This is a genomic window from Paenibacillus sp. FSL H7-0690 (genome assembly GCF_037980415.1).
GTDB classification, from domain to species: Bacteria; Bacillota; Bacilli; order Paenibacillales; family Paenibacillaceae; genus Paenibacillus_AQ; species Paenibacillus_AQ odorifer.
Map to the genome: position 1 here is coordinate 2,787,800 of NZ_CP150281.1, position 24,606 is coordinate 2,812,405.

At 46.3% G+C, this 24,606-nt stretch carries 24 protein-coding genes and 1 pseudogene; 21 read left to right on the forward strand and 4 right to left on the reverse strand.

All coding sequences use genetic code 11. The annotated features are described in order from the left end of the window. Nucleotides 1–223 precede the first annotated feature (223 nt). From MHI32_RS12155 to MHI32_RS12195, 9 genes are all read left to right on the forward strand, one after another. Nucleotides 224–2,227: a sensor domain-containing diguanylate cyclase gene (locus MHI32_RS12155; RefSeq protein ID WP_076219420.1), complete on the forward strand. Its 2,004-nt coding sequence runs from the start codon at nt 224–226 to the stop codon at nt 2,225–2,227. Nucleotides 2,228–2,468: 241 nt separating this feature from the next. Continuing rightward, the gene (locus MHI32_RS12160) at nt 2,469–2,795 is read left to right on the forward strand and encodes a hypothetical protein (RefSeq protein ID WP_340012427.1); all 327 of its coding nucleotides are present in this window, start codon (nt 2,469–2,471) and stop codon (nt 2,793–2,795) included. A gap of 1 nt (nt 2,796) precedes the next feature. Further along, nucleotides 2,797–3,150 (forward strand): hypothetical protein, encoded by a 354-nt coding sequence (locus MHI32_RS12165; protein ID WP_340012428.1) that lies wholly within the window; start codon nt 2,797–2,799, stop codon nt 3,148–3,150. A 9-nt stretch (nt 3,151–3,159) separates the two neighbouring features. Further along, nucleotides 3,160–3,474: a hypothetical protein gene (locus MHI32_RS12170; protein WP_340012429.1), complete on the forward strand. Its 315-nt coding sequence runs from the start codon at nt 3,160–3,162 to the stop codon at nt 3,472–3,474. A 12-nt stretch (nt 3,475–3,486) separates the two neighbouring features. Next, nucleotides 3,487–3,639: a hypothetical protein gene (locus MHI32_RS12175; RefSeq protein WP_179087520.1), complete on the forward strand. Its 153-nt coding sequence runs from the start codon at nt 3,487–3,489 to the stop codon at nt 3,637–3,639. Nucleotides 3,640–3,665: 26 nt separating this feature from the next. Further along, nucleotides 3,666–4,571: a hypothetical protein gene (locus MHI32_RS12180; RefSeq protein WP_340012430.1), complete on the forward strand. Its 906-nt coding sequence runs from the start codon at nt 3,666–3,668 to the stop codon at nt 4,569–4,571. 95 nt (nt 4,572–4,666) lie between these two features. Further along, a complete protein-coding gene (locus tag MHI32_RS12185) occupies nt 4,667–5,782 on the forward strand; it encodes an aminopeptidase (RefSeq protein WP_036686152.1) in 1,116 nt (371 codons plus the stop codon). A 106-nt stretch (nt 5,783–5,888) separates the two neighbouring features. Next, the gene (locus tag MHI32_RS12190; protein ID WP_036686154.1) at nt 5,889–6,134 is read left to right on the forward strand and encodes an HPr family phosphocarrier protein; all 246 of its coding nucleotides are present in this window, start codon (nt 5,889–5,891) and stop codon (nt 6,132–6,134) included. A gap of 202 nt (nt 6,135–6,336) precedes the next feature. Continuing rightward, complete coding sequence (locus MHI32_RS12195) at nt 6,337–6,633, forward strand: YlaN family protein (protein WP_036686156.1); 297 nt, start codon at nt 6,337–6,339, stop codon at nt 6,631–6,633. An 87-nt stretch (nt 6,634–6,720) separates the two neighbouring features. Here MHI32_RS12195 and cax read toward each other — a convergent pair whose 3' ends face one another. Next, a complete protein-coding gene (cax, locus tag MHI32_RS12200) occupies nt 6,721–7,791 on the reverse strand; it encodes a calcium/proton exchanger (protein ID WP_036686157.1) in 1,071 nt (356 codons plus the stop codon). A gap of 154 nt (nt 7,792–7,945) precedes the next feature. Between cax and MHI32_RS12205 the strand changes: the two genes are divergently transcribed. Continuing rightward, nucleotides 7,946–8,311: an Asp23/Gls24 family envelope stress response protein gene (locus MHI32_RS12205; protein WP_019911482.1), complete on the forward strand. Its 366-nt coding sequence runs from the start codon at nt 7,946–7,948 to the stop codon at nt 8,309–8,311. Between the two features lie 88 nt (nt 8,312–8,399). Here MHI32_RS12205 and ftsW read toward each other — a convergent pair whose 3' ends face one another. Continuing rightward, entirely contained in the window at nt 8,400–9,641 is a 1,242-nt protein-coding gene (ftsW, locus tag MHI32_RS12210; protein WP_081388260.1) for a putative lipid II flippase FtsW, read from the reverse strand. Continuing rightward, the gene (locus MHI32_RS12215) at nt 9,638–9,985 is read right to left on the reverse strand and encodes a YugN family protein (RefSeq protein WP_036686159.1); all 348 of its coding nucleotides are present in this window, start codon (nt 9,983–9,985) and stop codon (nt 9,638–9,640) included. Before MHI32_RS12215 ends, ftsW begins: the two co-directional genes overlap by 4 nt. Nucleotides 9,986–10,224: 239 nt before the next feature. Here MHI32_RS12215 and MHI32_RS12220 point away from each other — a divergent pair, with 239 nt between their 5' ends. From MHI32_RS12220 to MHI32_RS12265, 10 genes and pseudogenes are all read left to right on the forward strand, one after another. Beyond that, nucleotides 10,225–11,406 carry a M20 family metallopeptidase gene (locus MHI32_RS12220; protein WP_076301804.1) on the forward strand — a complete coding sequence of 394 codons (1,182 nt, stop codon included), beginning with the start codon at nt 10,225–10,227 and terminating at the stop codon, nt 11,404–11,406. Between the two features lie 63 nt (nt 11,407–11,469). Then, entirely contained in the window at nt 11,470–11,901 is a 432-nt protein-coding gene (locus MHI32_RS12225; protein WP_076223876.1) for a CBS domain-containing protein, read from the forward strand. 119 nt (nt 11,902–12,020) lie between these two features. Continuing rightward, on the forward strand, nt 12,021–13,733 hold the full coding sequence (locus MHI32_RS12230) for a DNA repair helicase XPB (protein WP_340012433.1): 1,713 nt from the start codon (nt 12,021–12,023) through the stop codon (nt 13,731–13,733). Further along, nucleotides 13,730–15,655 (forward strand): helicase-associated domain-containing protein, encoded by a 1,926-nt coding sequence (locus MHI32_RS12235; RefSeq protein ID WP_340012434.1) that lies wholly within the window; start codon nt 13,730–13,732, stop codon nt 15,653–15,655. The genes MHI32_RS12230 and MHI32_RS12235 overlap by 4 nt, the downstream gene beginning before the upstream one ends. A 20-nt stretch (nt 15,656–15,675) precedes the next feature. Beyond that, nucleotides 15,676–16,113 (forward strand): YlbF family regulator, encoded by a 438-nt coding sequence (locus tag MHI32_RS12240; RefSeq protein WP_076129134.1) that lies wholly within the window; start codon nt 15,676–15,678, stop codon nt 16,111–16,113. 40 nt (nt 16,114–16,153) lie between these two features. Further along, nucleotides 16,154–16,417 (forward strand): YlbG family protein, encoded by a 264-nt coding sequence (locus MHI32_RS12245; RefSeq protein ID WP_036686170.1) that lies wholly within the window; start codon nt 16,154–16,156, stop codon nt 16,415–16,417. Nucleotides 16,418–16,581: 164 nt separating this feature from the next. Further along, the gene (locus MHI32_RS12250) at nt 16,582–17,019 is read left to right on the forward strand and encodes a hypothetical protein (protein ID WP_076129159.1); all 438 of its coding nucleotides are present in this window, start codon (nt 16,582–16,584) and stop codon (nt 17,017–17,019) included. Between the two features lie 160 nt (nt 17,020–17,179). Beyond that, nucleotides 17,180–18,079, forward strand: coding sequence for a selenium metabolism-associated LysR family transcriptional regulator (locus MHI32_RS12255; protein WP_076129135.1), 900 nt, complete (start codon nt 17,180–17,182; stop codon nt 18,077–18,079). Between the two features lie 23 nt (nt 18,080–18,102). Further along, nucleotides 18,103–18,555, forward strand: a pseudogene (locus MHI32_RS12260) (GNAT family N-acetyltransferase); the annotation flags it as partial. 72 nt (nt 18,556–18,627) lie between these two features. Further along, nucleotides 18,628–19,515: a PHP domain-containing protein gene (locus tag MHI32_RS12265; protein ID WP_340012725.1), complete on the forward strand. Its 888-nt coding sequence runs from the start codon at nt 18,628–18,630 to the stop codon at nt 19,513–19,515. A gap of 87 nt (nt 19,516–19,602) precedes the next feature. On the opposite strand, the gene MHI32_RS12270 is transcribed toward MHI32_RS12265, so the two are convergent. Next, the gene (locus MHI32_RS12270) at nt 19,603–21,492 is read right to left on the reverse strand and encodes an NFACT RNA binding domain-containing protein (protein ID WP_340012435.1); all 1,890 of its coding nucleotides are present in this window, start codon (nt 21,490–21,492) and stop codon (nt 19,603–19,605) included. Between the two features lie 291 nt (nt 21,493–21,783). Here MHI32_RS12270 and MHI32_RS12275 point away from each other — a divergent pair, with 291 nt between their 5' ends. Continuing rightward, the gene (locus tag MHI32_RS12275) at nt 21,784–24,600 is read left to right on the forward strand and encodes a calcium-translocating P-type ATPase, SERCA-type (RefSeq protein WP_076189874.1); all 2,817 of its coding nucleotides are present in this window, start codon (nt 21,784–21,786) and stop codon (nt 24,598–24,600) included. Nucleotides 24,601–24,606: the final 6 nt, after the last annotated feature.

Consider the following 24,606-nt stretch of genomic DNA (forward strand, 5'->3'; position numbering starts at 1 on the left):
GTCTTGTTCAACAATAAATATTATATGAAAGTAGCATATAAAGTCAAGCGCATATTAAAAGAGTTTTTGTCATTCTTTGTCGTTAGTTCTTTGGTCCTAAAAAAAATCCCGGAAATAAGGAAAATATAATGCAATACACAAAGAAAGGGAGTAAAATATAGTTAATTAGATGTTAATTGGGAAGGTTTTTTTTCTTAAATGAGAAGCAAAGGGGATCTTCGTTATGTCAGAACAGAAAGCATACGCTTCTCAAGACAGTCGTATGCTGATACAGGACAAATTGCACACTAGTAGAGATTCCGAAGATCCCACCGCCTGGCTTAGGGAAACGGAAATAGTGTCCCATGACTTCCCATATTTGGCCAATCTGATTGCAGACAGCTTCGAGGAATGGATCGATGGGCTAGAGGCTCTACCATTCGCTAAATCATGGGATTGGTGTGTGCTGAATTTTGAAGGCAGATATTTTGCTAATATTGCCGATCAGCAAGAACGATGGAGGCACCAATGGGAGCAAGCGGCTGCAGCTAGTTTACTTTCTGGCGCAACCTCATCTGTTCAACTTACGGTGCAGGGTCAGGATATGAGCTTTTTTACTATACCGCTCATCACTCGCGTTGACAAAGAAATTTTTGCCTTCCTGGGCTGTGCTATGCCGACACAACAATATTTAATGGGTGGACGAGATACTGCTGAGGCTATATCTTTGCAGTACCGGACCATATTCTATCATAAGTTTGAACATATTTTTGTAACTGATCTTGCGAGTGTTCATCAACATGCTGAACGTGAGAGCAATCGCCGCTCCTTGTTATTTCAGATCGTTCAGCGGATGCATGACAATATTGATGTGAACGCTGTGCTTACGGAGGTTATAGATAGCATTTCTGCAATGTACCCTGGTGCTAGGCTTGAGCTGTTTATGTCGCAAGATCACCGCAGCACTCATCCGCAGGTCAAACCTTTACCGTTTCAGATGTCCAGTGATGATGTCTGCGCTAGAGCATTTAAAGACGGCCGTGTTGCTCTGAACACCAACACTGAAGATCAACACATTGTAGAGATTGGTCTTCCGCTAGGCGGGAAGCAAGGGGTTTATGGCGTATTCCACATGGTGATGGATAACTCGATCTTTATGGATGTAGATTTACGGTTTCTCTCGATGGTGGCGGATACCGCAGGTACTGCTTTTGAGAATGCCAAGCTGTATGAACGCTCCAATCAGCTCATTCGTGAGCTGCGTATGAGTAACGAACTTACACAACGGCTGAATCAGAGCTTGCGTTTAGGGGATATTTTTCAATTTGCGTTTGAAGAGCTGCTTGAGATGTTTGGCGCTGACTACTGCTGTATTTTACATATGAACGAAGAAAAGGGCGGGCTAGAGGTTATTGCTTGCAATCATTCCTCCTTGCAAAATGAAATTTTAGAAGTAGGACAAGGTTTAGGCGGGAAGGTCTATACTACTGGGGAATCATTAATCATGTCTAACTACATAGATAATCCTAATACTACTTCTCGTTTAATGAATGCTACCGGGTCGCAGTCGCTGATTGCCACACCTTTAAGTGTAGGTGGTGAAGTGCGTGGTGCCATCATGTTGGCGCATCGCGATGCCCATTATTTCTCTTATGACAATTACAGATTGCTTCAGGCGATGGCGGGGCATATTGGACTAGCTGTAGGGAATGCAAGGCTGCATGCCGAAGTTAGACGTCTAGCGAACAGAGATAGCCTAACTGGACTTTATGCTCGTCATTATCTGGACGAAGAAATAAAGGAACGGCAGTCTACAGATTTTTGCGGTTGCTTAATTGTTGTGGATATCGATCAGTTCAAGATGGTGAATGATACCTATGGTCATCAAAAGGGCGACAAGATCTTAAAAGAGGTCAGTGAAATTGTGAAGTCCTCCATCCGTCAAGGGGATATTGCTGCGAGGTGGGGTGGAGAAGAACTGTCGGTCTATTTACCATTAATGGGAGTAGAACAGGCAGTAAATGTGGCTGAACGTATTCGTAAGCGAGTGATGAATGAGACCGAACCTAATGTAACAGTGTCCTGCGGTATAGCAGAATGGAGCTGGATGGACGAACGTGTAAGCGTCGAATCCCTGTTCTATCGAGCAGATATGGCACTGTATAAAGCTAAGAACAATGGGCGTAACCAAGTGATCGTTGACACTAAAGAGAATGGCAGCGGTGTGAAGGGATTGCCTCATAAGTAAAAAAAATAGCAGAGCAGCGGTTCTCCCGTTATTGGAGAGTCGCTGCTTTTTGTTTTGGCAGATGGCTTGCTGCTTCGACTGTGTATCAAATATGCCGCTGCGATGCATTCGGACCCAGATGACGCTATTGGCGTGTATTTTGCCTTTGGGGCATGTTTTCGGACACCAGAGACACTATTGCATAGTTAGAGAGGCATGTCGGAGGATTTTCGGTCCAATAGCTGCGCTGGAGTCCGTTGGTATGGGAAATATCGGGAAATGCTGCGTTAAGGGTCAGCTGTGTCCGATAGAGACAACGGGGTGGCGATTGGCAGCGGTCATATTCGCGCATCGGTACGTGACTAGCAGTTCTCCTGTTATTGGAGAGTCGATGGTCATTGTTTTTGATAGTTGGCTGGCGCTTCGACTGTGTATCATACATGCCGCTGCGATGCATTCGGACTCAGATGACGCTATTGGCGTGTATTTTGCCTTTGGGGCATGTTTTCGGACACCAGAGACGCTATTGCTTGGAAAAAGACTCATTTTGTGCGTTTTTAAGGTCAATAGCTGCGCTGGAGTCCGTTAGTATGGGAAATATCGGGAAATGCTGCGTTAAGGGTCAGCTGTGTCCGTTAGAGACAACGGGGTGGCGATTGGCAGCGGTCATATTCGCACATCGGCATTTGACCAGCGGTTCTCCCGTAATTGGAAGGTCGCTGGTCATTGTTTTTAATAGTTGGCTGGCGCTTCGACTGTGTATCCATCATGCTGTGAGGCCTTCGGACTCAGATGACGCTATTGGCATGATTTTAGCTTTTTCAGCAAGGTTTCGGACACCAGAGACGCTATTGCTTGGAAAAAGACTCATTTTGTGCGTTTTTAAGGTCAATAGCTGCGCTGGAGTCCGTTGGTATGGGAAATATCGGGAAATGCTGCGTTAAGGGTCAGCTGTGTCCGTTAGAGACAACGGTGCGGCAACTGGCATCGGTAATATTCGCACATCGGCATTTGACCAGCAGTTCTCCCGTAATAAGGAGTTGCTGGTCATTGTTTTTAATAGTTGGCTGGCGCTTCGACTGTGTATCAAATATGCCGCTGCGAGGCATTCGGACCCAGATGACGCTATTGGCATGTATTTTGCCTTTGGGGCATGTTTTCGGACACCAGAGACGCTATTGCTTAGTAAGAGGGGCATATCGGGCGTATTTCGGGTCAATAGCTGCAATGGAGTCCGTTGGCATACGAAATACCGCAAAATACTGTAATTAAGGTCAGCTGTGTCCGAAAGCTTCAACGGTGTGGCGACTGGCAGCGGTAACTTCGTGAGTCTGAAGGTGGTATGTACTGACATTCAGAAGCAAGCGACAAACGCGCATAAGTTAGAGCAATGTATGGAAACCGATTACAGCAACGTATTTGCATCTGTATAAGGCGCGCAGGAAGGGAGAACCCTATAGTGGGCTGTAAAGTAAAATACTCCAAGAAAGGCCTGATGACCGTGAGAAAGTCATTATTACTGAAGGGGTTAGTTCTTATGATTTTTACCTTGTCCTGCGTGTTCAACAGCGGTTGCAGCGTTATTAGAGACAAACCAGCCAAGGAAGATCTAAGTTTGGTGTTAGCGGGTATAACGGGCAGCGATGGGGTTACTTTTAAAGGGTCAACCATGCTTACAAAAGGTGGAAAGACCGTTCCGGAATCCATGATATTTTACGAAGGCACAGTACAGGACCATAAGAAGGTTAATCTGTATACACTGCTTCCTGATAAATCCTCAGCCACAAAAAAATCAGCAAATAGCGCTAAAGATTTAAAAAGCAGCATCACTTCTATGAAAGCTTTCCATAGTCAGCTAGAGAAAAAAGAGGGGGAATGGGTAGCGTTGACCACTGAAGGTTCCTCTGAGGACGGAAATCCGCTTGCTTTGCTTAATCCGTTGAAACAGCTGGAGGAGCTGCAATCCATGGAGGCTAATGTGACTGAAGATGCGGGTGCAGGCAGAGGGACGAATGTGCTGCGGATCGAGCTGTCGCCTGCTGAGGCCAGAAAGCAGCTGACTGCTGAATTGGAAAAAGAGATGCAAGACCTTCGACCTGAAACACCAGATTCTGCTGAAAAAATAACAAAGAACGACCAGGCGGTTACGCAAGCTTTGGTGGAGCTATGGGAGAAGAAAAATAATGAATTACAGCAAAAGCTGAAACAAGCTAATGTTGAAACTGTCTACCATTTAACCGTTGATACAAAACATAATCTGCCGAGAAAGCTCACCTTAAATCGTAAGGTTACCTATTCGGAAGCGGGGAATGAATCTGATAATGAAACTTATGTATCACAGGTGAATTTTTCAGGCTTTCGTTGATTTTCACATTATCCCACAGGTCTTGCGCTCCATACAGGGCGTGCTACAATAGAAAAGCTTGCTTATTTTTTAGACAGAGGAAGGAAGAATACACAATGAAAGATCCCAGAATTCAAAAGCTGGCAGCTAACCTAGTCGGTTATTCCGTAAATGTCCAGCCAGGCGAGAACGTGCTCGTCGAAATGATTGGCAATGAAAGAGATTTAATCAAAGCTGTTGTAGAGGAAATCGGCAAGGCCGGCGGTCATGCTTTTGTACAATTAACAGATCGTACAGTCCTGCGCAGCATGCTTAAATACGCAACTCGTGAGAGTCTTCAGACATGGGCTGAAATTGACTTGAACCGGATGAAGCAAATGGATTGTTATATCGGGATTCGTGCAGGTGAGAATGTGAACGATCTGTCCGATGTTCCTGAAGAAAATATGAAATTGTATAACTCGTTGTACTCTCATCCAGTGCATAGCGAACAACGTGTGAAGCATACGAAGTGGGTAGTACTGCGTTATCCGAATGCGAGCATGGCTCAGCTTGCGAATATTAGCACTGAAGCGTTTGAGGACTTTTATTTCGAAGTGTGTAATTTGGATTACGCCAAGATGGACAAGGCTCAGGATGCTTTAGCTGATCTCATGCGCAGAACGGATAAGGTACATATTTTGAGTGCTGGAACAGATCTTAAGTTCTCGATTAAAGGAATCGGTGCAGAGAAATGCTCCGGGCAAAAAAATATTCCGGATGGCGAGGTTTACAGCGCCCCAGTTCGCGATTCTGTAAATGGAACGATCAGCTATAATGCACCGTCAGTATATAATGGAGTGACCTTTGAAAATATCAAATTCAAATTCGAAAACGGAAAAATTGTTGAAGCCACCAGCAATGACTCCGCTCGTTTGAACGAAATTTTGAATTCAGATGACGGCGCGCGTCATATTGGCGAATTCGCTATTGGTTTTAACCCTTACATTCTTCACCCGATGAATGATATTCTTTTTGACGAAAAAATCGCAGGCAGCCTGCACTTTACGCCAGGACAAGCATATGATGTTACAGATAACGGTAACCGCTCCTCCATTCACTGGGATCTTGTGTTGATCCAACGTCCCGATTATGGCGGCGGTGAAATTTATTTTGACGATGTATTGATCCGTAAGGATGGAATTTTTGTGTTGCCGGAACTCGAAGGTCTGAATCCTGAAAACTTGAAATAAAATGTAATAACAAGAAAACTCCTTGCACAAGTAAGCGGATTCAATGTATCATAAGAAATGATAACAAAAGACTAAAGTTTTATAATCAAGTTGCGGAGGGATTTCTATGTCCAGTAACAATGCGGCAATTGTCGATATTGCCCAAACGGCAGGCCAGTTCAACTCTTCAATCGTTCTTCAAGCGGACAACAAGTACATTGATGTTAAAAGTATCCTTGGTTTGTTCACTACTTTGGTATCCAGCCAAAGCTATGAGCTTCATGTTCATGGGGCAGATGCTGAAGAAGCTAAGAAGGCAATGACTGAAGTGTTTGCAAAACACGGTTTGAAATTCACAGTTGTTGCTGAGTAATAGTCGTGCTAAAAACGTCCTACCGGTTTTCGGTGGGGCGTTTTTTCTAGAAGTAGATACGAAACTTGATAGGATAACGCAGCAGGTTCTTTTAAATATATGGTTAGTATAAACTGAATTGTTGTATTGATACCGGATTTCGTCTAATATTAAGTAAAATAGTAAAAGCAGCTTAACTTTTGGACATGGGGGGGATAGAGGCATGACTTCATCGGAATTACAGGAACAGTATAATCTTAAAGCAATCAATCTTCTACAAGAAGATGCCGATAAAATTCAGCAACTTATAGAAGTGCAGATGGAGAATCTGGCAACACGCTACTGCCCTCTCTATGAGGAAGTGCTGGATACCCAGATGTACGGTTTCTCCAGAGAAGTGGATTTTGCGGTTAGAGCAGGTTTGGTCCCAGAGATTACTGGTAAGATGGTACTAAGTAAGCTGGAGCGTAACTTAGCAGTACTCTACGAGGCTTTGAACAACAAAGCGAAGGAAGAATAAATATCGGTTTCTTAAGTATTTATAGAAGCGCACATGAGGACGAATCGCTCATGTGCGCTTTTTGTTGTGTACAATGGTTAATAATGATTATACGAGATAGAAGGAGACTCCTAAAATCAGGTAGACCGTTAATAACAAGAGACCCTCATACCAGTTAGTCGAGCCGTCCTGAGTAATTGATTTGGCAATAAAGACAGCTACACCGATGGCGACAATTTCGATGGTCGTAAAAACTATGTCCATTGTATCACCCATGAAATAACTGGCGAAGATTAGGACAGGTGCTACGAACAGGGCGATTTGCAGACTGCTTCCAACCGCAATTTCTACTGCTGCACCGATTTTGTTCTTCATGGCCAGCATAATGGCTGCACTATGCTCTGCGGCATTACCGATGATAGCTACGAGGAACGCACCTACAAACAGCTCGCTGAATCCGAAACGTTCTGTCAAAGTCTCTAACGTTCCTACCAGCCACTCACTCACGAAGGCTACCATTACAGTGGCAAGCACGAGATAAAGGATGGATTTGTTTTTGGACCAAGCAGGGGCATGTTCATGAGCTAATTCTTCTTTACCCTCTTCTGTAACGTCCTCTAGATGTTTCTTATGCGTGATCATGGAGAAGATTAGCCAAGCTATGTACGAAGCGATGAGCAGCCCGGCAACGATTAAACTGAGCACATCGGTATCCTTCTCCGTAATAGAGTGGGTGGTAAAGAACATAGCGGGAACAAATAAGGCAATGACGGCAACGATCATCAGGGAGCCATTCATTCCGGCAAGGGTTACGTTGAAGTTCTGAACTTTGAACTTCATCCCGCCGGCGAAAATACTCAATCCTAGAACAAGCAACAGGTTGCCGATAATAGAACCGGTAAGACTGGCTTTGACCATGTCGAACAATCCTTCCTTAACCAGGAAGAAGGCAATGATTAGCTCAGCAGCATTGCCGAAGGTGGCGTTTAGGAAGCCGCCCAGTCGTTGTCCGGCATAATGAGCTACACTTTCAGTGGCCCTGCCGAGAAAACCAGCCACAAACACCACAGCGATTGCTGAGAGAATGAACTGCAGGGTATGATCCCAATCGGCATAATGGCCGATCGCACTAAGGATAAAGGCGATACCCATCAGTGATGGTGAAATCCATTTTTTCAATGTAAAGGACACTCCTATCTATGTATTTAGATTGAATTCATAATCAATATACCCAAATTGTTCCTAGGTGTAAACGAGAAAGCGATAAAGTGATTTGCTTTTTAGCCTGTTTTGGAATTACAATAATTGATAATGAGTGTAGGGGGGATATGGCATGGCAGAACAACTTCAACTGGAAATGGGAAATATACGAATTTCAAATGACGTCGTCTCAAAAATTGCCGGTTTGGCTGCCTTGGAGACTCCGGGAATTGCAGCCATGTCTGGTGGCCTGTCAGAAGGCTGGGCGAAACGTCTAAGCGGTAAGAACGTTCAGAAGGGCGTTACCGTTGAAGTAGGACAGCTGGAAGCAGCAGTAGATCTACGAATTATCGTTCTCTATGAAACACCGATCCACGAAGTGTGCCGGATGCTTCAGCAGAACGTACGTGAAGCTGTGGAGAGCATGACTGGACTTCATATTGTTGAGGTAAATGTCAAAGTTGAAGGCGTAGCTTTCAAGAATGATGAAATCTCTTAAAAAACTTGTACACAAAAAAGCAGTCCAAGGTTAATTCCCTGGGCTGCTTTTTTATGTGTAAATTCCCTAACCTCCGGCTTTATAAAGCTTACCGGGAACGAACCTGTCTAACCGTTGTTACAGATTTCGTTACTTCCTCTTTGGCAGGAAGGTTGGTTTCTCTTGAGATGCTTAGCATAATTCCCATGCACAGCATGCTGACAAGGAGTGAAGAGCCCCCGTAGCTGATAAACGGCAAGGTAACGCCGGTAAGAGGGATTGTATTGGTTACACCGCCGATATTGACAAAGGCCTGAATGGCTATGAGGCCCATAATCCCAATTCCGACGAGCGTACCAAAGGGATCCTTACACCTTAAAGCGATTAGAATACCTCGCCAGATAAAATACAGATATAACATCAAAAATATGGAGGTCCCCAGAAAGCCGAACTCTTCACCAATTACGGGGAAGATAAAGTCCGTATAAGGGTATTTTAGATAGTCCAGCTTTTGAATGCTTTTGCCGAAGCCGGAACCACTTACTCCACCTTGGCCAAGAGCGGTTAAGGATTGAATAATGTTATAACCATCACCCTCAGCAACCTGATAAGGATCTAAAAAGGCAACGATACGACCTTTTCTATAATCCTGAGTGTCAGTGGCTTTATCGGATGGAGATAAGGAATCAATCGCTGCTTTGGCGCCTACAACTAGTCCTACACCCAGCACTAGCAGTGCTATAGAGCCCAGAATATGCTTCATGCTGGCACCGCCGGCATAAATAACAAGTCCGCTGGTAGCTACGAGAATGAGGCAAGAACCTAAATCCGGCTGCATCATTATAAGTCCGGCAACAATACCCACGATGACCATTACAGGGATATATCCTGTACGGAAATCTCTAAACCGTTCACCTTTTTTGGTGATGAGTGCTGAGATATACAGGATAATCGATATTTTGGCTAATTCGGTGGGTTGAATTCCAAGTTTTCCGATACTAAGCCAGCTCTTGGCACCATTAATTTTTTCAGAGAAGGCTACCACGAGCAGAAGTATAACGGTGATGATAAAAATAGGTACATACCACTTCTTAAACTTACTGTAGTGAATGTTCATAGCTATAAACATAACAACGGTTCCGAGTACGATCCAGATCACTTGGCGTTTAATGAAATATAGAGGGTCATTACCGAACTTCGAGCTTGCTAAGGTTAAGCTTGAGCTAGCACTGAAGACCATGACTAGACCGAAACCCACAAGTAGTAGTGTTAAGATAAGTAGTTGGAAATCGGGTGTTCCTCTTTTGGGCAGGCTGACATTTTGTTTCGTCGTTCCCTTTCTGTTACTCAAGCCTCTAACAGCTGCTTTAATTCAAGAATCCGCTTAGCAGCAGTGTCCAATACTGGTTTTGGCACCGGAGATTCATATTCCAGGCCATGAGGGAAGGTTGCTTTTCCTAAGTATACGGCTTCAATTGCAAGTACGGCATCAGACTTCTCTAGCTTTCCCTCGACAGCGCGAGTGTTAATGCGTAGGAAGTATTCGCCACCATCCTGTGGGTCTTCAATTTTGCAGTCGTAAGTGGCACGATAGTATTCCCATTGCCAGCGGATGAAGCCAGCTTTTGTGGCACTCTCGTCCAGATAGAGAAGATCACTCTTCAATCCTACGAGGCCCGTGTTCTCAAAAATCATAGCACGCATATCCCCCTTATGAAGTATAATGATGAATTTCTGATCCGATTGCTGATGTTCTACCTCATGATAGTATGTTTCTAAAGGTTGTGCAAGAGTAGGCAGTGCCTAACAATACCCAGTTTTTTGCGTTTCTGCTACAATAAAAGAATTATAGTCGTTCGCGGCTGGAACAAAGTGAACAGGACTGCTATCGCTTGCTATGGATGCGGGTTTATCGAGAAGGGGATGGAGAACTTATGAAGAGCTTAGCGGTTGATTCGCTCATGCCGGAGATCGTAGAATGGAGACGCCATTTGCATCGTCATCCGGAGTTGTCTTTTCATGAAAAGGAAACGTCAGCATTTATAGCAGATAAGTTAGCCAAATTCGGAATTGAAGTCAGAAGAAGCGGGACAGGGTATGGTGTGCTTGGCATACTACGGGGAAAGCGGCCGGGGAAAACCGTTGTTCTTCGCGCGGATATGGACGCCCTACCTATTAAAGAGGAGAATAAGAAGGATTACGTTTCGCAAAATGAAGGGGTAATGCATGCCTGTGGACATGATGGCCACACTTCCATACTGCTCGGTGTAGCCTCTTACTACAGCAGCCGGCTTGAGGAGCTGGAAGGCGAGCTGCGTTTTCTTTTTCAGCCCGCAGAGGAAGTATGCCCAGGAGGGGCGCAGGGAATGATTGCCGAAGGCATGTTAGAAGGAGCGGATGCGGTGTATGGTCTGCATCTGTGGACTCCATTGCCTATGGGAACTGTAGGGAGTGCTCCGGGACCGTTGATGGCATCTGCGGACGAGTTTTTTATAGATATCATTGGCAAAGGCGGACACGGCGGCATGCCGAACCGTACCATTGATAGCATCGTGGCGGGAGCGGCGCTGGTGACCCAGCTCCAGAGCATTGTAAGCCGCTCTGTGAACCCGCTGGAGCCCGCTGTACTCAGTGTAGGGACCATCCAAGGAGGATTCGCCCAAAATGTCATTGCCGAGCAATGCAGGATCACAGGGACAGTACGGGCATTCGACGAGGAGACACGGCATTTGATACGCCAGCGAATCGAAGAAATGACCGTTTCTATTGCCAGCGCTTACGGGGCAGAAGCTAAGATAGATTACGTTATGGGATATCCTCCCCTCGTAAATCACGATGGTGAAGTGCAGCGGTTTTTCGAGGTGGCCCCAGCGGCTTTAGGAGAATCTGTTGAAGTGATTCGGATGGAAAAGCTGATGCCAGCTGAGGATTTTGCCTATTATGTTAAGGAGATTCCAGGCTGCTTTATGTTTGTGGGTGCCGGAAATCCGGATAAAGAGGCTGACTATCCACATCATCATAGCAAATTTGATTTTGACGAAGATGCCATGCTGCACGGAATGAAGCTGCTCATTGCTATGGCGAATTCCTGTATGCGTGAGAACACAATCGTATAATTTCGTTTCATAGAGGAGAACCTATTCCCATAACATGGAGACCATGATTAGGAGGGTTCATTCTTGAAGACAGTGAAAGAGGTTATGACGAAGGAGCCTGCAACGGTTACGCTGCAAGATAATGTGTATGAAGTTGCCGTGAAAATGCGAGATTATGACACTGGATTTATACCTGTTGTTGATAATGAAGAACATAAGACACTGCTCGGTGTAATTACTGACCGCGATCTCGTGATTAGAGGTTATGCGGCTAAACATCCTGGTTCAACCTCAGTGGAAACTGTAATGAGTAAAGAGATTCAGACCGTCTCGGAGAATACTTCAGTAGATGAGGCTGCAGAGGTAATGGCTGGCTGTCAAATTCGCAGGCTGGCGGTGACACGTGACCAGAAGCTGGTGGGCGTAGTGTCGATTGGAGATCTGGCTGTGCGCGACATTTTTGCGGATGAAGCTGGTGAAGCCCTCCATGATATTTCGCAGCAGCATTTACATTAAATAGTCAGATAGGGAAGCTCATGACCGTTATGCGGGGATGGGCTTTTTCCTGTTATATGAAAATAAACAAAATTACATAGCGCAAGCTTAAATTACTTGAACACTAGGGAGGAAAAGCTATGAATGGATCAGGAGCGTGCATCGTACGCAGGGACCGGACAATTTTACTGGAATGTGCTCATCCGGATTTTGAGGTGGCAAGGAAAAAGCTAGGGACCTTCGCGGAGCTGATAAAAAGTCCTCCTGCTTACCATACCTATCGAATTACCCCTTTATCTCTTTGGAATGCAGCTGCGCTTAATTATACTGCTGAGGAGATTATCACTAGCCTGCATCACCTTGCACGCTGGGGTGTTCCCACAGGACTGGAGGAGGAAATCGAAACTCTTTTGTCCAGATATGGAAAGCTGACTCTTCATGGCCAAGAGACTCAGAATGAGGTCGTTATGTTAAGAGCGGATGCTCCTGAGCTTTTGGATGAATTGAGTGATGAACAAGGTCTAAAATCGCTGGGTCTACTGAGAATAAATCCTCTGGAATGCGCGTGCCCTGCGGAGAATAGAGGGCTTTTGAAACAAGAGCTGATGAGATTGGGGTATCCAGTTCTCGACTACGCCGGATATCATGAAGGGCAAGCGCTTAGCTTGACCTGGAAGGAGAATCTCGATACCTGCAAGGCTGATTCGGCATACGATTCATTTGGCTTACGTGAATATCAGCAGGAGGCCGTTCAGCTGTTTCAAGGGACAGAAGGACAAGGGGGAAGCGGTGTGGTGGTGCTGCCTTGTGGCGCAGGGAAGACAATTGTAGGAGTAGCAGTACTTGAAAGTCTCCAATGTGAAACCCTGATTTTAACTTCAAATACAACGTCCGTAAGGCAATGGATGGATGAATTGCTGGAGCGAACAGATTTGGCTGGGGAGGCAGTTGGTGAATATTCGGGTGAAAAAAGAGAAGTGCGGCCAGTCACCATTGCCACCTATCAAATATTAACGCATCGTTCGTCCAAAGACGGTCCGTTTCTCCATATGAAGCTGTTTAACGAACGCAATTGGGGCTTGATTATATATGATGAGGTTCACCTGCTTCCAGCGCCTGTATTTCGGGCTACAGCAGACATTCAGGCTACACGTCGACTGGGGCTTACAGCCACTTTGGTTAGAGAAGACGGGAAGGAAGGGGATGTGTTCTCTTTAATCGGACCGAAACGCTACGATTTGCCTTGGAAGGAGCTGGAGCAGCAGGGCTGGATCGCTGAAGTGGAATGTGTAGAGATCATTGTGCCGATGAATCCGGAGCTTAAACAAGAATATATGTACGCGGCGGCAAAAGAAAAATTTCGTATGGCTTCCTGCAATCCTGCCAAAGCTGAAATTGTAGCCAAGCTTCTAAAGGTCCATACAGGTTCTTCGGTGCTGGTTATTGGACAATATCTCGACCAGTTAAGTGAACTGGCTGACAGGATCGGGGCGCCTTTAATTACCGGCAAAACGAAGCAGCGTGAAAGAGACGAGCTATATGCGGCTTTTAACGAGGGAGATATACAGGTACTGGTGGTGTCAAAAGTAGCGAATTTCGCGGTGAATTTACCTGACGCGTCAATTGCTATTGAAGTCTCGGGAGCTTATGGATCACGGCAGGAGGAAGCCCAGCGACTAGGTCGAATCCTCCGTCCCAAAGCGGGGGAGAATAAAGCCTATTTCTATACACTGGTATCTGAAGATAGCCGGGAACAGGATTTCGCTTTGCGACGCCGGATGTTTTTGACTGAGCAGGGCTATGAATATGTCGTTAAAAAGATGCCGAGTGGAGAGGAGAGAACCATCCATTGAACCAGCTGTCTACAGAAGCATTAGAGGTCTTAAAGCGATTATGTGCAGCTTATGCTGCCCAGCCGTTTGAGGAAGGGAAGGAAGAACGATTGCGCCCTGTGGCGCTTTGTCGTGCTGAGCAAAAGCTTGCAATGAACGAATTGCGCCGCGAGGGGCTGTTAACTGCAAGGCATAAAATATTAGGCGAAAAGCTGTACCAGATTCCTGTTGATCAGCTGCCGGCAATTGAACAAGAATTTTTCCCGTATCAGCCGCAATTCATTGCCGGGCATTTAGTGAGTCTTACCATGGAAGCAGGAGCCGGACTGGCGATAGATTTGTTTCGGGCTTTGCTGTTCACCGCTTGGGAAGGGTTGCCGCTGACAGCCAAGGGGATTATTCATAAAAAGCATCTTAACCGCTTAGCGGCGCAGCTCTCTTTTGGGGAGGAGCATTTGCAAGGGCTCTCCGTGGGTTCTCTTTTAGAGGAACAGAAAACTCTTTCTGTCATAGCGACGGTGGATATCCTGCTGTGTCTTGGACTTATTCGCAGGCAGAGTGCCGGATACACGCTTGATCTGGAGCTGTTGGATCGTTGGCTGCAGCTTCCTGAAGCGACGATGAGTGACATTCTTTATGGGATTGTAATTAATCGCTCTGGAAGCGTGGGCCCAGCCGATCAACATTTTCGTTATATAATTTCTAATGCAGATTTTATCCCCGGGAAATGGATAATGCTGCCCGCACTATTAGACTGGATGATGGCTTCTAATCTCACAGGTAACATTGCCCGTAATGAGCTTGAACAATCAAGCTTGAACTGGTTACGTTGTTTAACAGGCTTTGGCTGGTGTGAACTGGGAGAAACCGCTGAGGGCATGTTGTGTTTTCGCTGGACCGCTGCTAAGCCAATGCTATCTGCTGAGAGGGGATCATTCGCTGCTGTTGGGTCTGGAGATACACAGGAACAGTTTATTGTGCAGCCGGATTTCGAGGTGCTGGTTCCACCGGAAGTCCCCTATTCTGTACGATGGACACTGGCTGGCTGCGCTGAGCTCCAGCAAAGTGATACGATATGGAGCTTCCGGCTGACGAAAGAGAGGTTGGAACTTGCAGCTGAGCGTGGAATGTCACCGAATGACATCATCTCCTGGATAAGCGAGCATGCTCTGGGCGGGCTTCCTTCGGTGGTTCAAATGTCCCTTGAGCAATGGGCAAAAAGCATTGGCCGTACTTCACTATCGCAAGTAATTCTCTTGACCTGTCAGACGGAAGCCGATGGAGCTGCTATCGCAGCTCACCCGCGTTTACAGGAGAATCTTGAACGTATCGGTCCTTTACATTTCATAGTGGACCCGGAATATATGGAACAGATACGAAAAGAACTGTACTCCGCGGGGCTAGCGCCTTCCAGAATCATTGGAGGACAAGGGGAGGATCCAAACGTAGGGTGGAGTTGGTTTCCTCATGAAACAGGAAACCCCGAGGCAACGTATGTTCTTCCAGAGCTGAATGTAGAACTAGGATTGCTGTCCAAAGGGAATCCTTTTCTTAACCTGCCGGTTATTGCTCCTGAACAAGAGGAGGAGATTCTCTTCGGTGGAGAAAATGTACCGCAGATCTGGAGCAAAGAATGGCGGCATTATCATAGCTCGACTGCACAAAAGGTGATGGAGCAAGGGTTAAGATGGGGAGTCAAAGTGCGTTTTGCACTAAAAGATCAGATGTTAGATTTTATCCCTTCCCGCATAAGCGGAAATCCATGGAGAGTTTCCGGACAGCTGCTCTATCACGATGGTGAAACGGTTGAAGATATAGAGCTCACTCCGGAAGACTGGAAGGAAATGAAGTTAGTTATTCCCAAAGGACGAAGAAATTCCTCTTCTGCTCAAGCGAGTGATTATGGTATGATAGAAAAGTCTACTGAATCGGTAGATCATTAACGAAGAAAAGAGCTGAGTTCATGAGCGTAGCTGAAATAAATACGGTCGATATGGCTGAAGTGCTGACATACGCCTATGAATTAGGCGATATGATTAATCAATCCGCCGAGGTGTCGGATTACTTATACTGGAAAGGACGGGTTGATACGAACCCCGAAATTCAGGCCATGGTCAAACGACTTCAGACTAAGAAGGAGTTGTTTGAAGAAACACAGCGATTCGGACATTTCCACCCGAATTATCATTCAGCAAAGGATGAGGTTTCGGCAGTAGAAGCGGAACTGGAGCGGTTCGAAGAAGTTGTTCGTTTCAAGCTGGCAGAGAAGACCCTTGACGACATTCTGCATTCCATGTCGGAAGCGATTGCTTTTTCAGTATCCGATAGCATTAAAGTACCAAGTAATGATCCTTCCCCTAAAGGTGGATGCGGCAGCGGGGGAAAATGCTCCTGCGGATAAGCTTCCCTTAGGATTTAGAGAGAGAAAGGCGGTTTAGCTTATGTTTGCGGAACGGACAGGATACATCATTTGGGTAAGTGACGTTAAAGCGGCACGTAACCTTGAGAAATACGGAACATTACATTATGTTTCTCGGAAAATGCATTATGCAGTTATGTATGTAAATGCAGAACGGGCCGAGGAAGTTATGAAGAATGTCCGCAGACTCTCCTATGTGCGAAAGATTGAAAGATCTTATCGTAACGAAATTAAGACAGAGTATACTAGTAATGGACCGGACAAGTCCCGTAATTACAGTATGTGATTCCAGGAGATAAACAGGCGCTTAAACAGCGTCTGTTTTTTTTATGCTTATTTACAAAAAAACGCCATTACTCTCGACGGTAGAAACTTGTACAACTTTCGGCAATGAGGTAAGATGACAACATTAAGTGCATACTAAGACCCTTATGGTGGAGTGTGATGATGATGCGCAACAAGGGGACGGATTGGCCCAGCACTTATGAGCCCTTCCACATCATGCTGAACGATTACAGGGTCGCCGATATCGTTATAACCAATCATGCGAAGAGCCGTTATATGGACCGCATCAGCAATGGTGCAAGCAATGCCGAAGAGGTCGCTGCATGGATGTGGCAGTGCCTAATGCAGAATCGGATCAAGCCCTTTTCAAGCAGTGATTATAACGCATATTTAATTGACGATGACTCTGTAGTAATCGCTGAGTTTACGGAATTGACAGGTGAGAGAGATCTCTCAGGCCAGCCATTATATTCTATGATCATCGTTTCGTTTCTTGGGAGAATCTCGGAGATGCCACAGTTGAGAGATTTAAAGACCTATTTTTCACTGCTGCGTAATTCTCACCGCACAAAGCTGTCGAAGAAGAAACGAAGACGCAAATAGTTTATAAAGAAACGGGCAAGAGGCATGCGGCGAGTCTGCATGTCCTTTTTAAAAATATAAGAATTTATATACAGCACGATTATAATATTCTTAAGTTTCTACGAGAAACGATTGTCGTCTTTAAAGGACGTTCTTTTTGTAATATAAGGAGTTGCGAAGCATGAACTTTCATCAGCTGCATATTTTTTATACGGTCTCCGAGCGGGGAAGCTTCTCGGCGGCGGCGCAGACTTTACATATGACTCAACCAGCTGTGACCATGCAGGTACAGGCACTGGAGGATTATTTTGGCACCAAATTGTTTAACCGTTCCACCAAAAAAATCGTACTCTCCGAAGCAGGGCACACCCTGATGCCATACGCGCTGCGCAGTATTCAGCTGATGCGTGAGACGGATCAAGCGATGTCAGCATTCACACATATGCTGGAGGGGCGGCTGCAGCTTGGGGCGAGTCTTACGATAGGAGAATACGTGCTGCCACGGCTGTTAGGCCCTTTCGGAAAGCAATATCCTAACATTTCAATTATGATGAAAGTGATGAACACCTCGCAAATTATGGAGGAAATCCTCAAGCATCAACTGAATTTTGGTTTAATTGAAGCCCCGGTCACACATCCGGACATGGAGATCGAGCCCGTGATGGGGGATGAACTGAAGTTGATCGTGCCACATGATCATCCACTTGCGGAGCAGCAAGAGGTTACCTTGGAGCAAGTGCTTCAGCATCCTTTTGTATTGCGTGAGCAGGGCTCAGGAACGCGGCGTGTGATGGAGGAGCAGCTGTTCTCCAAGGGACTTGATCCGGGAACAATGAAGATCGTGATGGAGCTTGGAAGTACGGGAGCTGTGAAATCAGCGGTGGAAGCAGGTCTTGGCATAACGATCATATCGACCTCTTCGGTCAAGCATGAAGTTGCGCTGGGACTGTTGAAAATTGTGAATATCTCCGATGCCTCTTTTAAAAGACAATTCTACGCCATTCATCTAAAATCAACACTGCTGCCAATTTCTGCAGTAACCTTCCTGACTTATTTGCGTGAGCATTCGAATCAAATCTGATAGTTAAAGCGGGGGATATTACAATGTCAATTGTTCTACGTGGAGAAAAGCTAGTATTGCGCGATATTACAGAGGCTGATTTTCAGAAGCTTTATTATCACTATCATGAAGCTGAAGACCGTGAACACTTGAAATGGGATGGTCCCTATAAATCTCTGGCACATCAAAGATTCGAAAAGTTTACCGAGGACTACATAGGTCATTTGGCGTTAGTTGAGACGGAAACCCCGCGTAACCTGTTGATCATAGAAATAGACGGCAAGGTAAAGGGCAAAGTAGGGCGCTACTGGATATCGCAAGAAACCAACTGGATGGAGATTGGTATAGTAATCTTTGATTCTAGTTATTGGTCAGGTGGTTACGGTACGGAAGCGTTTAAGATGTGGATAGATTATTTATTTAATTCTCTTGATACAGTCCGTCTTGGAATAGGCACCTGGTCAGGGAATAAAAGAATGATCGGGTTGGCAGCGAAATGTGGCATGGTGGAGGAAGCTCGCGTCCGTAAAGCACGAATCGTGCGAGGAGAATACTATGATGCCATAAAAATGGGGATTCTGCGGGAAGAGTGGGAGAATTCAGGTAACCTATCTGCTAAGGATGTATGCGACCTCCATACCCATACTCAAGCCTCTGACGGCATGCAGCCGCCAGCGGAGAATGTACGGCTTGCTAAGGAGAAGGGGCTAAGCGCTGTTGCCATTACGGATCATGATACAGTAGCTGGCGTGAAGGAAGCCTGTGAAGCAGGAGAAAAGTACGGAATAACCGTTGTGCCTGGTGTAGAGATCAGTACGCGTGCTGGTGGCAAAGACATTCATGTGCTGGGCTATTATGTTGATCCTGAGAATGAACAATTTCTCTCACGTTTGGAAGGGCTAAGAGATACCCGGGCACTTAGGAATGAAGCGATAATTACCAAGCTGCAAGACCTTGGGATTGCGATTACCTTGGAACAGGTTATAGCGGGGATTGGGCGGGAATTGAAGCCTGATGAAAGCATCGGCCGGCCACATATTGCCGACGAGCTGGTTCGGCTTGGGGCAGCTACCGATATGAGAGATGCCTTCAACAAGTATTTGGCCGAGGGTGCAGCAGCCTATGTGTCACCTCCCAGAATCACACCGGAGGAAGCTTGCGAGTGGATCATTGAGGCAGGAGGGTCTCCAGTATTAGCCCACCCGGGCTTGTACGGGGATGACCTTCTGGTGCGAGATATTCTGGAGCAAGGCGCTTTTAAAGGGATTGAGGTCTATCACTCTGATCATGGACCTGCGGAAGAAGAACGTTATCAAGTTATGGCTGAGGATTATAATCTGTTAATAACCGGAGGTTCTGACTTTCATGGTGCCCGTCAAGGCGTGATTTTTCACGGGGATATCGGCAGTGTTTCGGTTTCTACAGAAGTACTGAAGTTTTTAAACAAGAAGGCATGAAATTAGTCGATTTGCGGAGCGAATTATAAAAACCTCCAGCCTTAGATGTTCAACATCTGCAGCTGGAGGTTTCTTTATATCTAGTAGTTAGCTTCTCAAAGTATTTGGAAGACTCTTAATTCTTTCCTCATTAGGTGTGACGAACAGTGTCTTTTGATGATCATAGATTACAAATCCCGGCTTGGAGCCGCTTGGCTTACGTACATAGCGGATCAATGTACAGTCCACAGGCACACTGCTGGACTGTTTGGCTTGGCTGAAATAAGCGGCAAGCTGAGCGGCTTCTTCTAGCGTTGCATCTCCAAATTGCTCACTTCGGATGACCACGTGTGATCCGGGGATGTCCTTGGTATGCAGCCAAGTATCATTCGGAGAAGCCAGCCGATTGGTGACGTATTCGTTCTGCAAATTGTTTTTGCCGACATAAATATCGATTCCTTCCGAAGAGGTGAAGACCTGTAATGTGGGTCTGGTGGCCTTTTTCTTCTTTTTACCCTTTTTGCTCCGGTCACGCAGATAACCTTGGCTTACAAGCTCGTCGCGGATCTCCTCAATGTCGTTGAGGGAAGCGTGGGCAAGTTGCTGCAGCAGACTCTCCATATACAAAATTTCCTCATGCGTCTTCAAAAGCTGTTCATTAATAACAAGCAGGCTGTTTTTATATTTGTTGTATTTTTTGAAATAACGTTGTGCATTGTCCGAAGGATTTAATAACGGATCGAGCGGAACCACCATTTCCGCCTGATTTTCATCATAATAATTGACCAAGGAGGCTTCTTTATCCCCTTTGGATACCGCGTGTAATGAAGCGAAAAGCAACTCACCCCAAATGCGGTAACGATCAGCATCCTGAGCTTCGTCGAGATCCTTCTGCAAATTCGCGAGTTTTTTAACGTTTTTGCTCCGTTCATTGCTGAGGAAACGGATCAAATCACTCACCCGTTGCTTTACAGTATCGCGCTCGGCTTTATCCCCGTAATAATCCTCCATACATTCACTGATGGAGTTGTAATGTTTCGCACTCTCACCCAGAAGTGTTAAGGGGATCGCAGAAAAAATCATTTTACCTTTTGCGTTTGCACCTGCAACAGGAGAAAACTCGTTATCACGTACGGGGCCCATTACGGAATGGAAGGCAACCCATAATTTTGTTGGAAACGCTGCTTCGGTTTCTGTAACTTCGCCTTTATCCAAGGTGTTTCTCAGACGAAGAGCAATTTCACCAGCAATCAGCGGGCTCATTCCGCTGAAAGCATGTACCATCCAGCCTACCGGGTCAGCTGAGGGAGATGGACCGCCAGAGCCGTCAGGTTTTTGCTCTACTGCTTCTTTTGTGATCAGATTAGCAAGCTCTCCCTCAATGATTTCTTCTGGCTCAGCTTCCTCCTCAACATCCTCTATCAGCGCAGCTTCTTCAGCAGCTGAGATTAAATTGAGAAATTGCTCCTGGCCGATTTCCAAAGGGTTCAGCTTATGCTGCTGAGGCGGCTCTGTGTAGGCGATGCCGGGCATCACAATCCGATAGCTGCTAATCGATGGAGTTACATGATGAATGCCGTCTATGATCGTTCCAGAGCTGAGATCAGTAAGAATGATGTTACTGTGCCGACCCATGAGCTCTATGATGATCTTTTTGGCAAATACGTCACCAAGCTCATCTCTAGTCTTGACGTTTATGTGAATAATTCGTTCCATGCCTACCTGCGTAATGCTTTCAATGGTCCCTCCCTCACAATGCTTCCGCATAAGCATGCAGAACATGGGTGCTTCCGAAGGATTAATGCTGTTTCTTTCGGTAAAATGCACCCGAGGATACGTAGGATTAGCAGAGAGCAGCAGCTTGCCGCCGCCACCTGCGCCGCGCAGGTTAAAAATTAAATCGTGATTGTTCGGTTGATATATTTTTCCTATACGTGCACCTATGAATGATTGCAATTCGTGCACGATAGCTTTGGTAACAATGCCGTCTAATGCCATGATAAAGCTCTCCTGTCGCCGTGAAATGAATTTCTTAAATATAAGAAAGTAAAAGTTTCACACAATACTTTATGTCTTATATTTCTCGCTCAAACGCCTACCTGTCCTTATAAGGACGCCAAAGACGTTTATGCTTACCTCTCTATGATGCCATACTTTAGGACATTCGCGCAAAAGGGGAATTGGATAGGGGTGATATTATTGGACGACCTTGAATACATTTGTCATGAACAGGTGGAAAAGCTGTGCGCCGCCGGAAGTAAAGAAACGACCGGGAGGGAAAGAAAAGTCATGGAACAAAACAGTTGGCACCGTCTCGGTGCAGAAGAGCTGCAGAAAATGTTCAATGTCCAGCCAAGGACGGGCCTCAGTGATGAGGAAGCCGCGGAGAGACGAAAGGAGAACGGGTACAACGAGCTGTCGGAAGGAAAGACAGTATCTCCGTTTACCCTGCTGTTGAACCAGTTCAAGGATTTCATGGTGCTTGTGCTCATGGGTGCAACGCTTGTATCCGGGTTGCTAGGCGAATACTTGGATGCCATCACGATCATCGCGATTATCCTACTGAATGGAGCGCTTGGATTTGTTCAGGAGTTTCGCGCCGAACGTTCGCTCAGAGCTTTAAAGCAGCTCTCCGCACCTTCTGCGAAAGTGCTACGTGGAGGGAATAGCGAGATTATCCCAGCCAAGCTGTTGGTGCCAGGCGATATTGTCTTGCTGGAGAGTGGTGATCGGATTCCTGCTGATGTACGTTGGTTGGAATGCAGTGCTCTATATGTGGAAGAATCCGCACTTACTGGGGAATCATTGCCTGTCTCGAAGCATTCGGAAGCGATCCGTGCAGAAGAGATTCCGCTTGGTGATCAGAAGAATTTAGGCTTCATGGGCACTATGGTAACCAGAGGAACAGGGAGAGCTGTTGTAATCCGTACCGGTATGAATACGGAAATGGGTAAGATAGCAGATCTAATCCAAAATACGGATTCTCAGGAAACACCTTTGCAGCACCGGCTTGAGCAACTAGGAAAGATTCTGATCTACGTATCTCTGGGATTGACAATTGTAGTTGTGGCAGCAGGTATTCTGCATGGACAGCCTGCCACCTCCATGTTCTTGGCTGGTGTGAGCTTGGCAGTTGCCGCGATTCCGGAAGGGCTCCCCGCTATTGTAACTATCGCGCTTGCGCTAGGTGTGCAGCGGATGATCAAACGCAAAGCTATCGTTCGTAAATTGCCGTCAGTGGAAACGCTGGGCTGTGCCTCGGTAATCTGTTCAGACAAGACAGGAACTTTAACGCAGAATAAAATGACGGTGACCCGATTATGGACGGGTGGACGTGGTCTTGAGGTAACAGGCGAAGGGTATGCTCCAAATGGACAGGTTCTGGAGAAAGGTAAAGCAGTGGATCTAAAACATGATCAAAGCTTACGGCGGATGTTGCAGGTCGGCGCATTATGCAGCAACGCGGAAATCATCGAGACCTTCCAGTCTGAAGTGCGAGGCAAACGCAAAGGGAAGGATAAGGATGCTATTCTTGAAAAGTCTGCAGACAACACTTCCGTTTGGGAACTGAAGGGCGACCCGACTGAAGGAGCACTCGTGGCACTGTCAGGAAAGATGGGTCTGACCGCTCAGACGCTTGCTGTAACCTACACTCGTGAACAGGAATTTCCGTTTGATTCTGAACGGAAGCTGATGTCTGTGATCGTAGGCCATCCTGGAGGACGGATGGTATGTACAAAAGGTGCGCCCGATGTACTGCTCAATCGCTGCTCATACATGCTTTGGGAGGGCGGTGTTGTGCCTTGTACGCCGACTTTGCGGCAAAAGGTGCTTGATGCCAATGAGCAGATGGCTTCTGGAGCCCTTCGTGTGCTAGGTATGGCTTACCGGGATATGCGTCCAAATGAACATGTGAATAGTGAAAAGGATGCGGAGAATCAATTAGTCTTTATTGGTTTGGCTGGAATGATTGATCCGCCACGTCGTGAAGTCCGCGATGCCATCAGCGTCACACGCCGGGCCGGGATTAAGACGGTTATGATTACCGGTGACCATGGAACAACTGCCGAGGCTATTGCTCACCAGCTGGGAATTCTGCAGCGTGGTGGAACGGTGCTGACAGGTGCTCAGTTAACCCGGATGGATGATGATGAGCTGGATAAGGTATCGGACAATGTGTATGTATTCGCCCGCGTATCTCCAGAGCATAAGCTTCGGATCGTTAAATCGCTACAACGTCATGGTCACGTAGTGGCTATGACCGGAGATGGAGTGAATGACGCTCCAGCCATTAAGGCTGCGGACATCGGAATAGCCATGGGTATCACAGGCACAGATGTGACCAAGGAAGCATCATCACTTGTTCTCGGAGATGATAACTTCTCTACGATCGTTGCTGCCATCGAAGAAGGCAGAAACATCTATGAGAATATTCGTAAATTCATTCGTTATTTGTTGGCATCCAATGTAGGAGAAATTCTGACAATGTTCTTTGCCATGATGCTCGCTCTGCCATTGCCACTCGTTCCCATTCAAATCCTTTGGGTCAATCTGGTGACAGACGGACTGCCAGCGATGGCCCTTGGCGTGGATCAGCCCGAGAAGGATTTGATGGAGCATAAACCGCGTGGTGCGAAAGAGAATATTTTTGCCCGCCGCTTAGGCTGGAAAATTATAAGCCGTGGACTCTTAATTGGCTTATGTACGCTAGGAGCATTTTGGCTAACTTTACGTATAGCACCAGAGAATCCTGCACAATTGATTCGCGCACAGTCGGTGGCTTTTGCGACACTCGTTATGGCACAGTTGATCCACGTCTTCGATTGCCGCAGCTCGCGCTCAGTGTTCCACCGCAATCCGTTCCAGAATAAGTATCTAGTGCTTGCCGTATTGTCATCAGTCTTACTGATGCTGGCCGTAATGTACGTGCCTGTGCTCCAGCCTGTCTTCAAAACAGTGCCGCTCAATTTCCGCGAATGGTGTCTGGTGTTTGTAACAGCGGGGATCCCAACCTTCTTGATGGGTGCCGGCAGTGTTTGGGGCGGCAAACGTAATCGTGGGCGCAGCGGCAGTACGATGATAAAAAGTACAAAAATTTCAGCATAAAGTCAA

Bases quoted from the DNA above. Each gene is read 5' to 3' on its own strand.
- MHI32_RS12215 (WP_036686159.1), bottom strand. From the start codon at position 9,985: ATGATTTTTGAGAACACGGGCCTCGTAGGATTGAAGAGTGATCTTCTC.
- MHI32_RS12245 (WP_036686170.1), top strand. From the start codon at position 16,154: ATGTTTGCGGAACGGACAGGATACATCATTTGGGTAAGTGACGTTAAA.
- MHI32_RS12240 (WP_076129134.1), top strand. From the start codon at position 15,676: ATGAGCGTAGCTGAAATAAATACGGTCGATATGGCTGAAGTGCTGACA.
- MHI32_RS12275 (WP_076189874.1), top strand. From the start codon at position 21,784: ATGGAACAAAACAGTTGGCACCGTCTCGGTGCAGAAGAGCTGCAGAAA.
- MHI32_RS12195 (WP_036686156.1), top strand. From the start codon at position 6,337: ATGACTTCATCGGAATTACAGGAACAGTATAATCTTAAAGCAATCAAT.
- MHI32_RS12160 (WP_340012427.1), top strand. From the start codon at position 2,469: ATGGGAAATATCGGGAAATGCTGCGTTAAGGGTCAGCTGTGTCCGATA.
- MHI32_RS12205 (WP_019911482.1), top strand. From the start codon at position 7,946: ATGGCAGAACAACTTCAACTGGAAATGGGAAATATACGAATTTCAAAT.
- MHI32_RS12230 (WP_340012433.1), top strand. From the start codon at position 12,021: ATGAATGGATCAGGAGCGTGCATCGTACGCAGGGACCGGACAATTTTA.
- MHI32_RS12155 (WP_076219420.1), top strand. From the start codon at position 224: ATGTCAGAACAGAAAGCATACGCTTCTCAAGACAGTCGTATGCTGATA.
- MHI32_RS12165 (WP_340012428.1), top strand. From the start codon at position 2,797: ATGGGAAATATCGGGAAATGCTGCGTTAAGGGTCAGCTGTGTCCGTTA.
- MHI32_RS12185 (WP_036686152.1), top strand. From the start codon at position 4,667: ATGAAAGATCCCAGAATTCAAAAGCTGGCAGCTAACCTAGTCGGTTAT.
- MHI32_RS12220 (WP_076301804.1), top strand. From the start codon at position 10,225: ATGAAGAGCTTAGCGGTTGATTCGCTCATGCCGGAGATCGTAGAATGG.
- MHI32_RS12250 (WP_076129159.1), top strand. From the start codon at position 16,582: ATGCGCAACAAGGGGACGGATTGGCCCAGCACTTATGAGCCCTTCCAC.
- MHI32_RS12190 (WP_036686154.1), top strand. From the start codon at position 5,889: ATGTCCAGTAACAATGCGGCAATTGTCGATATTGCCCAAACGGCAGGC.
- MHI32_RS12270 (WP_340012435.1), bottom strand. From the start codon at position 21,492: ATGGCATTAGACGGCATTGTTACCAAAGCTATCGTGCACGAATTGCAA.
- MHI32_RS12265 (WP_340012725.1), top strand. From the start codon at position 18,628: ATGGGGATTCTGCGGGAAGAGTGGGAGAATTCAGGTAACCTATCTGCT.
- MHI32_RS12255 (WP_076129135.1), top strand. From the start codon at position 17,180: ATGAACTTTCATCAGCTGCATATTTTTTATACGGTCTCCGAGCGGGGA.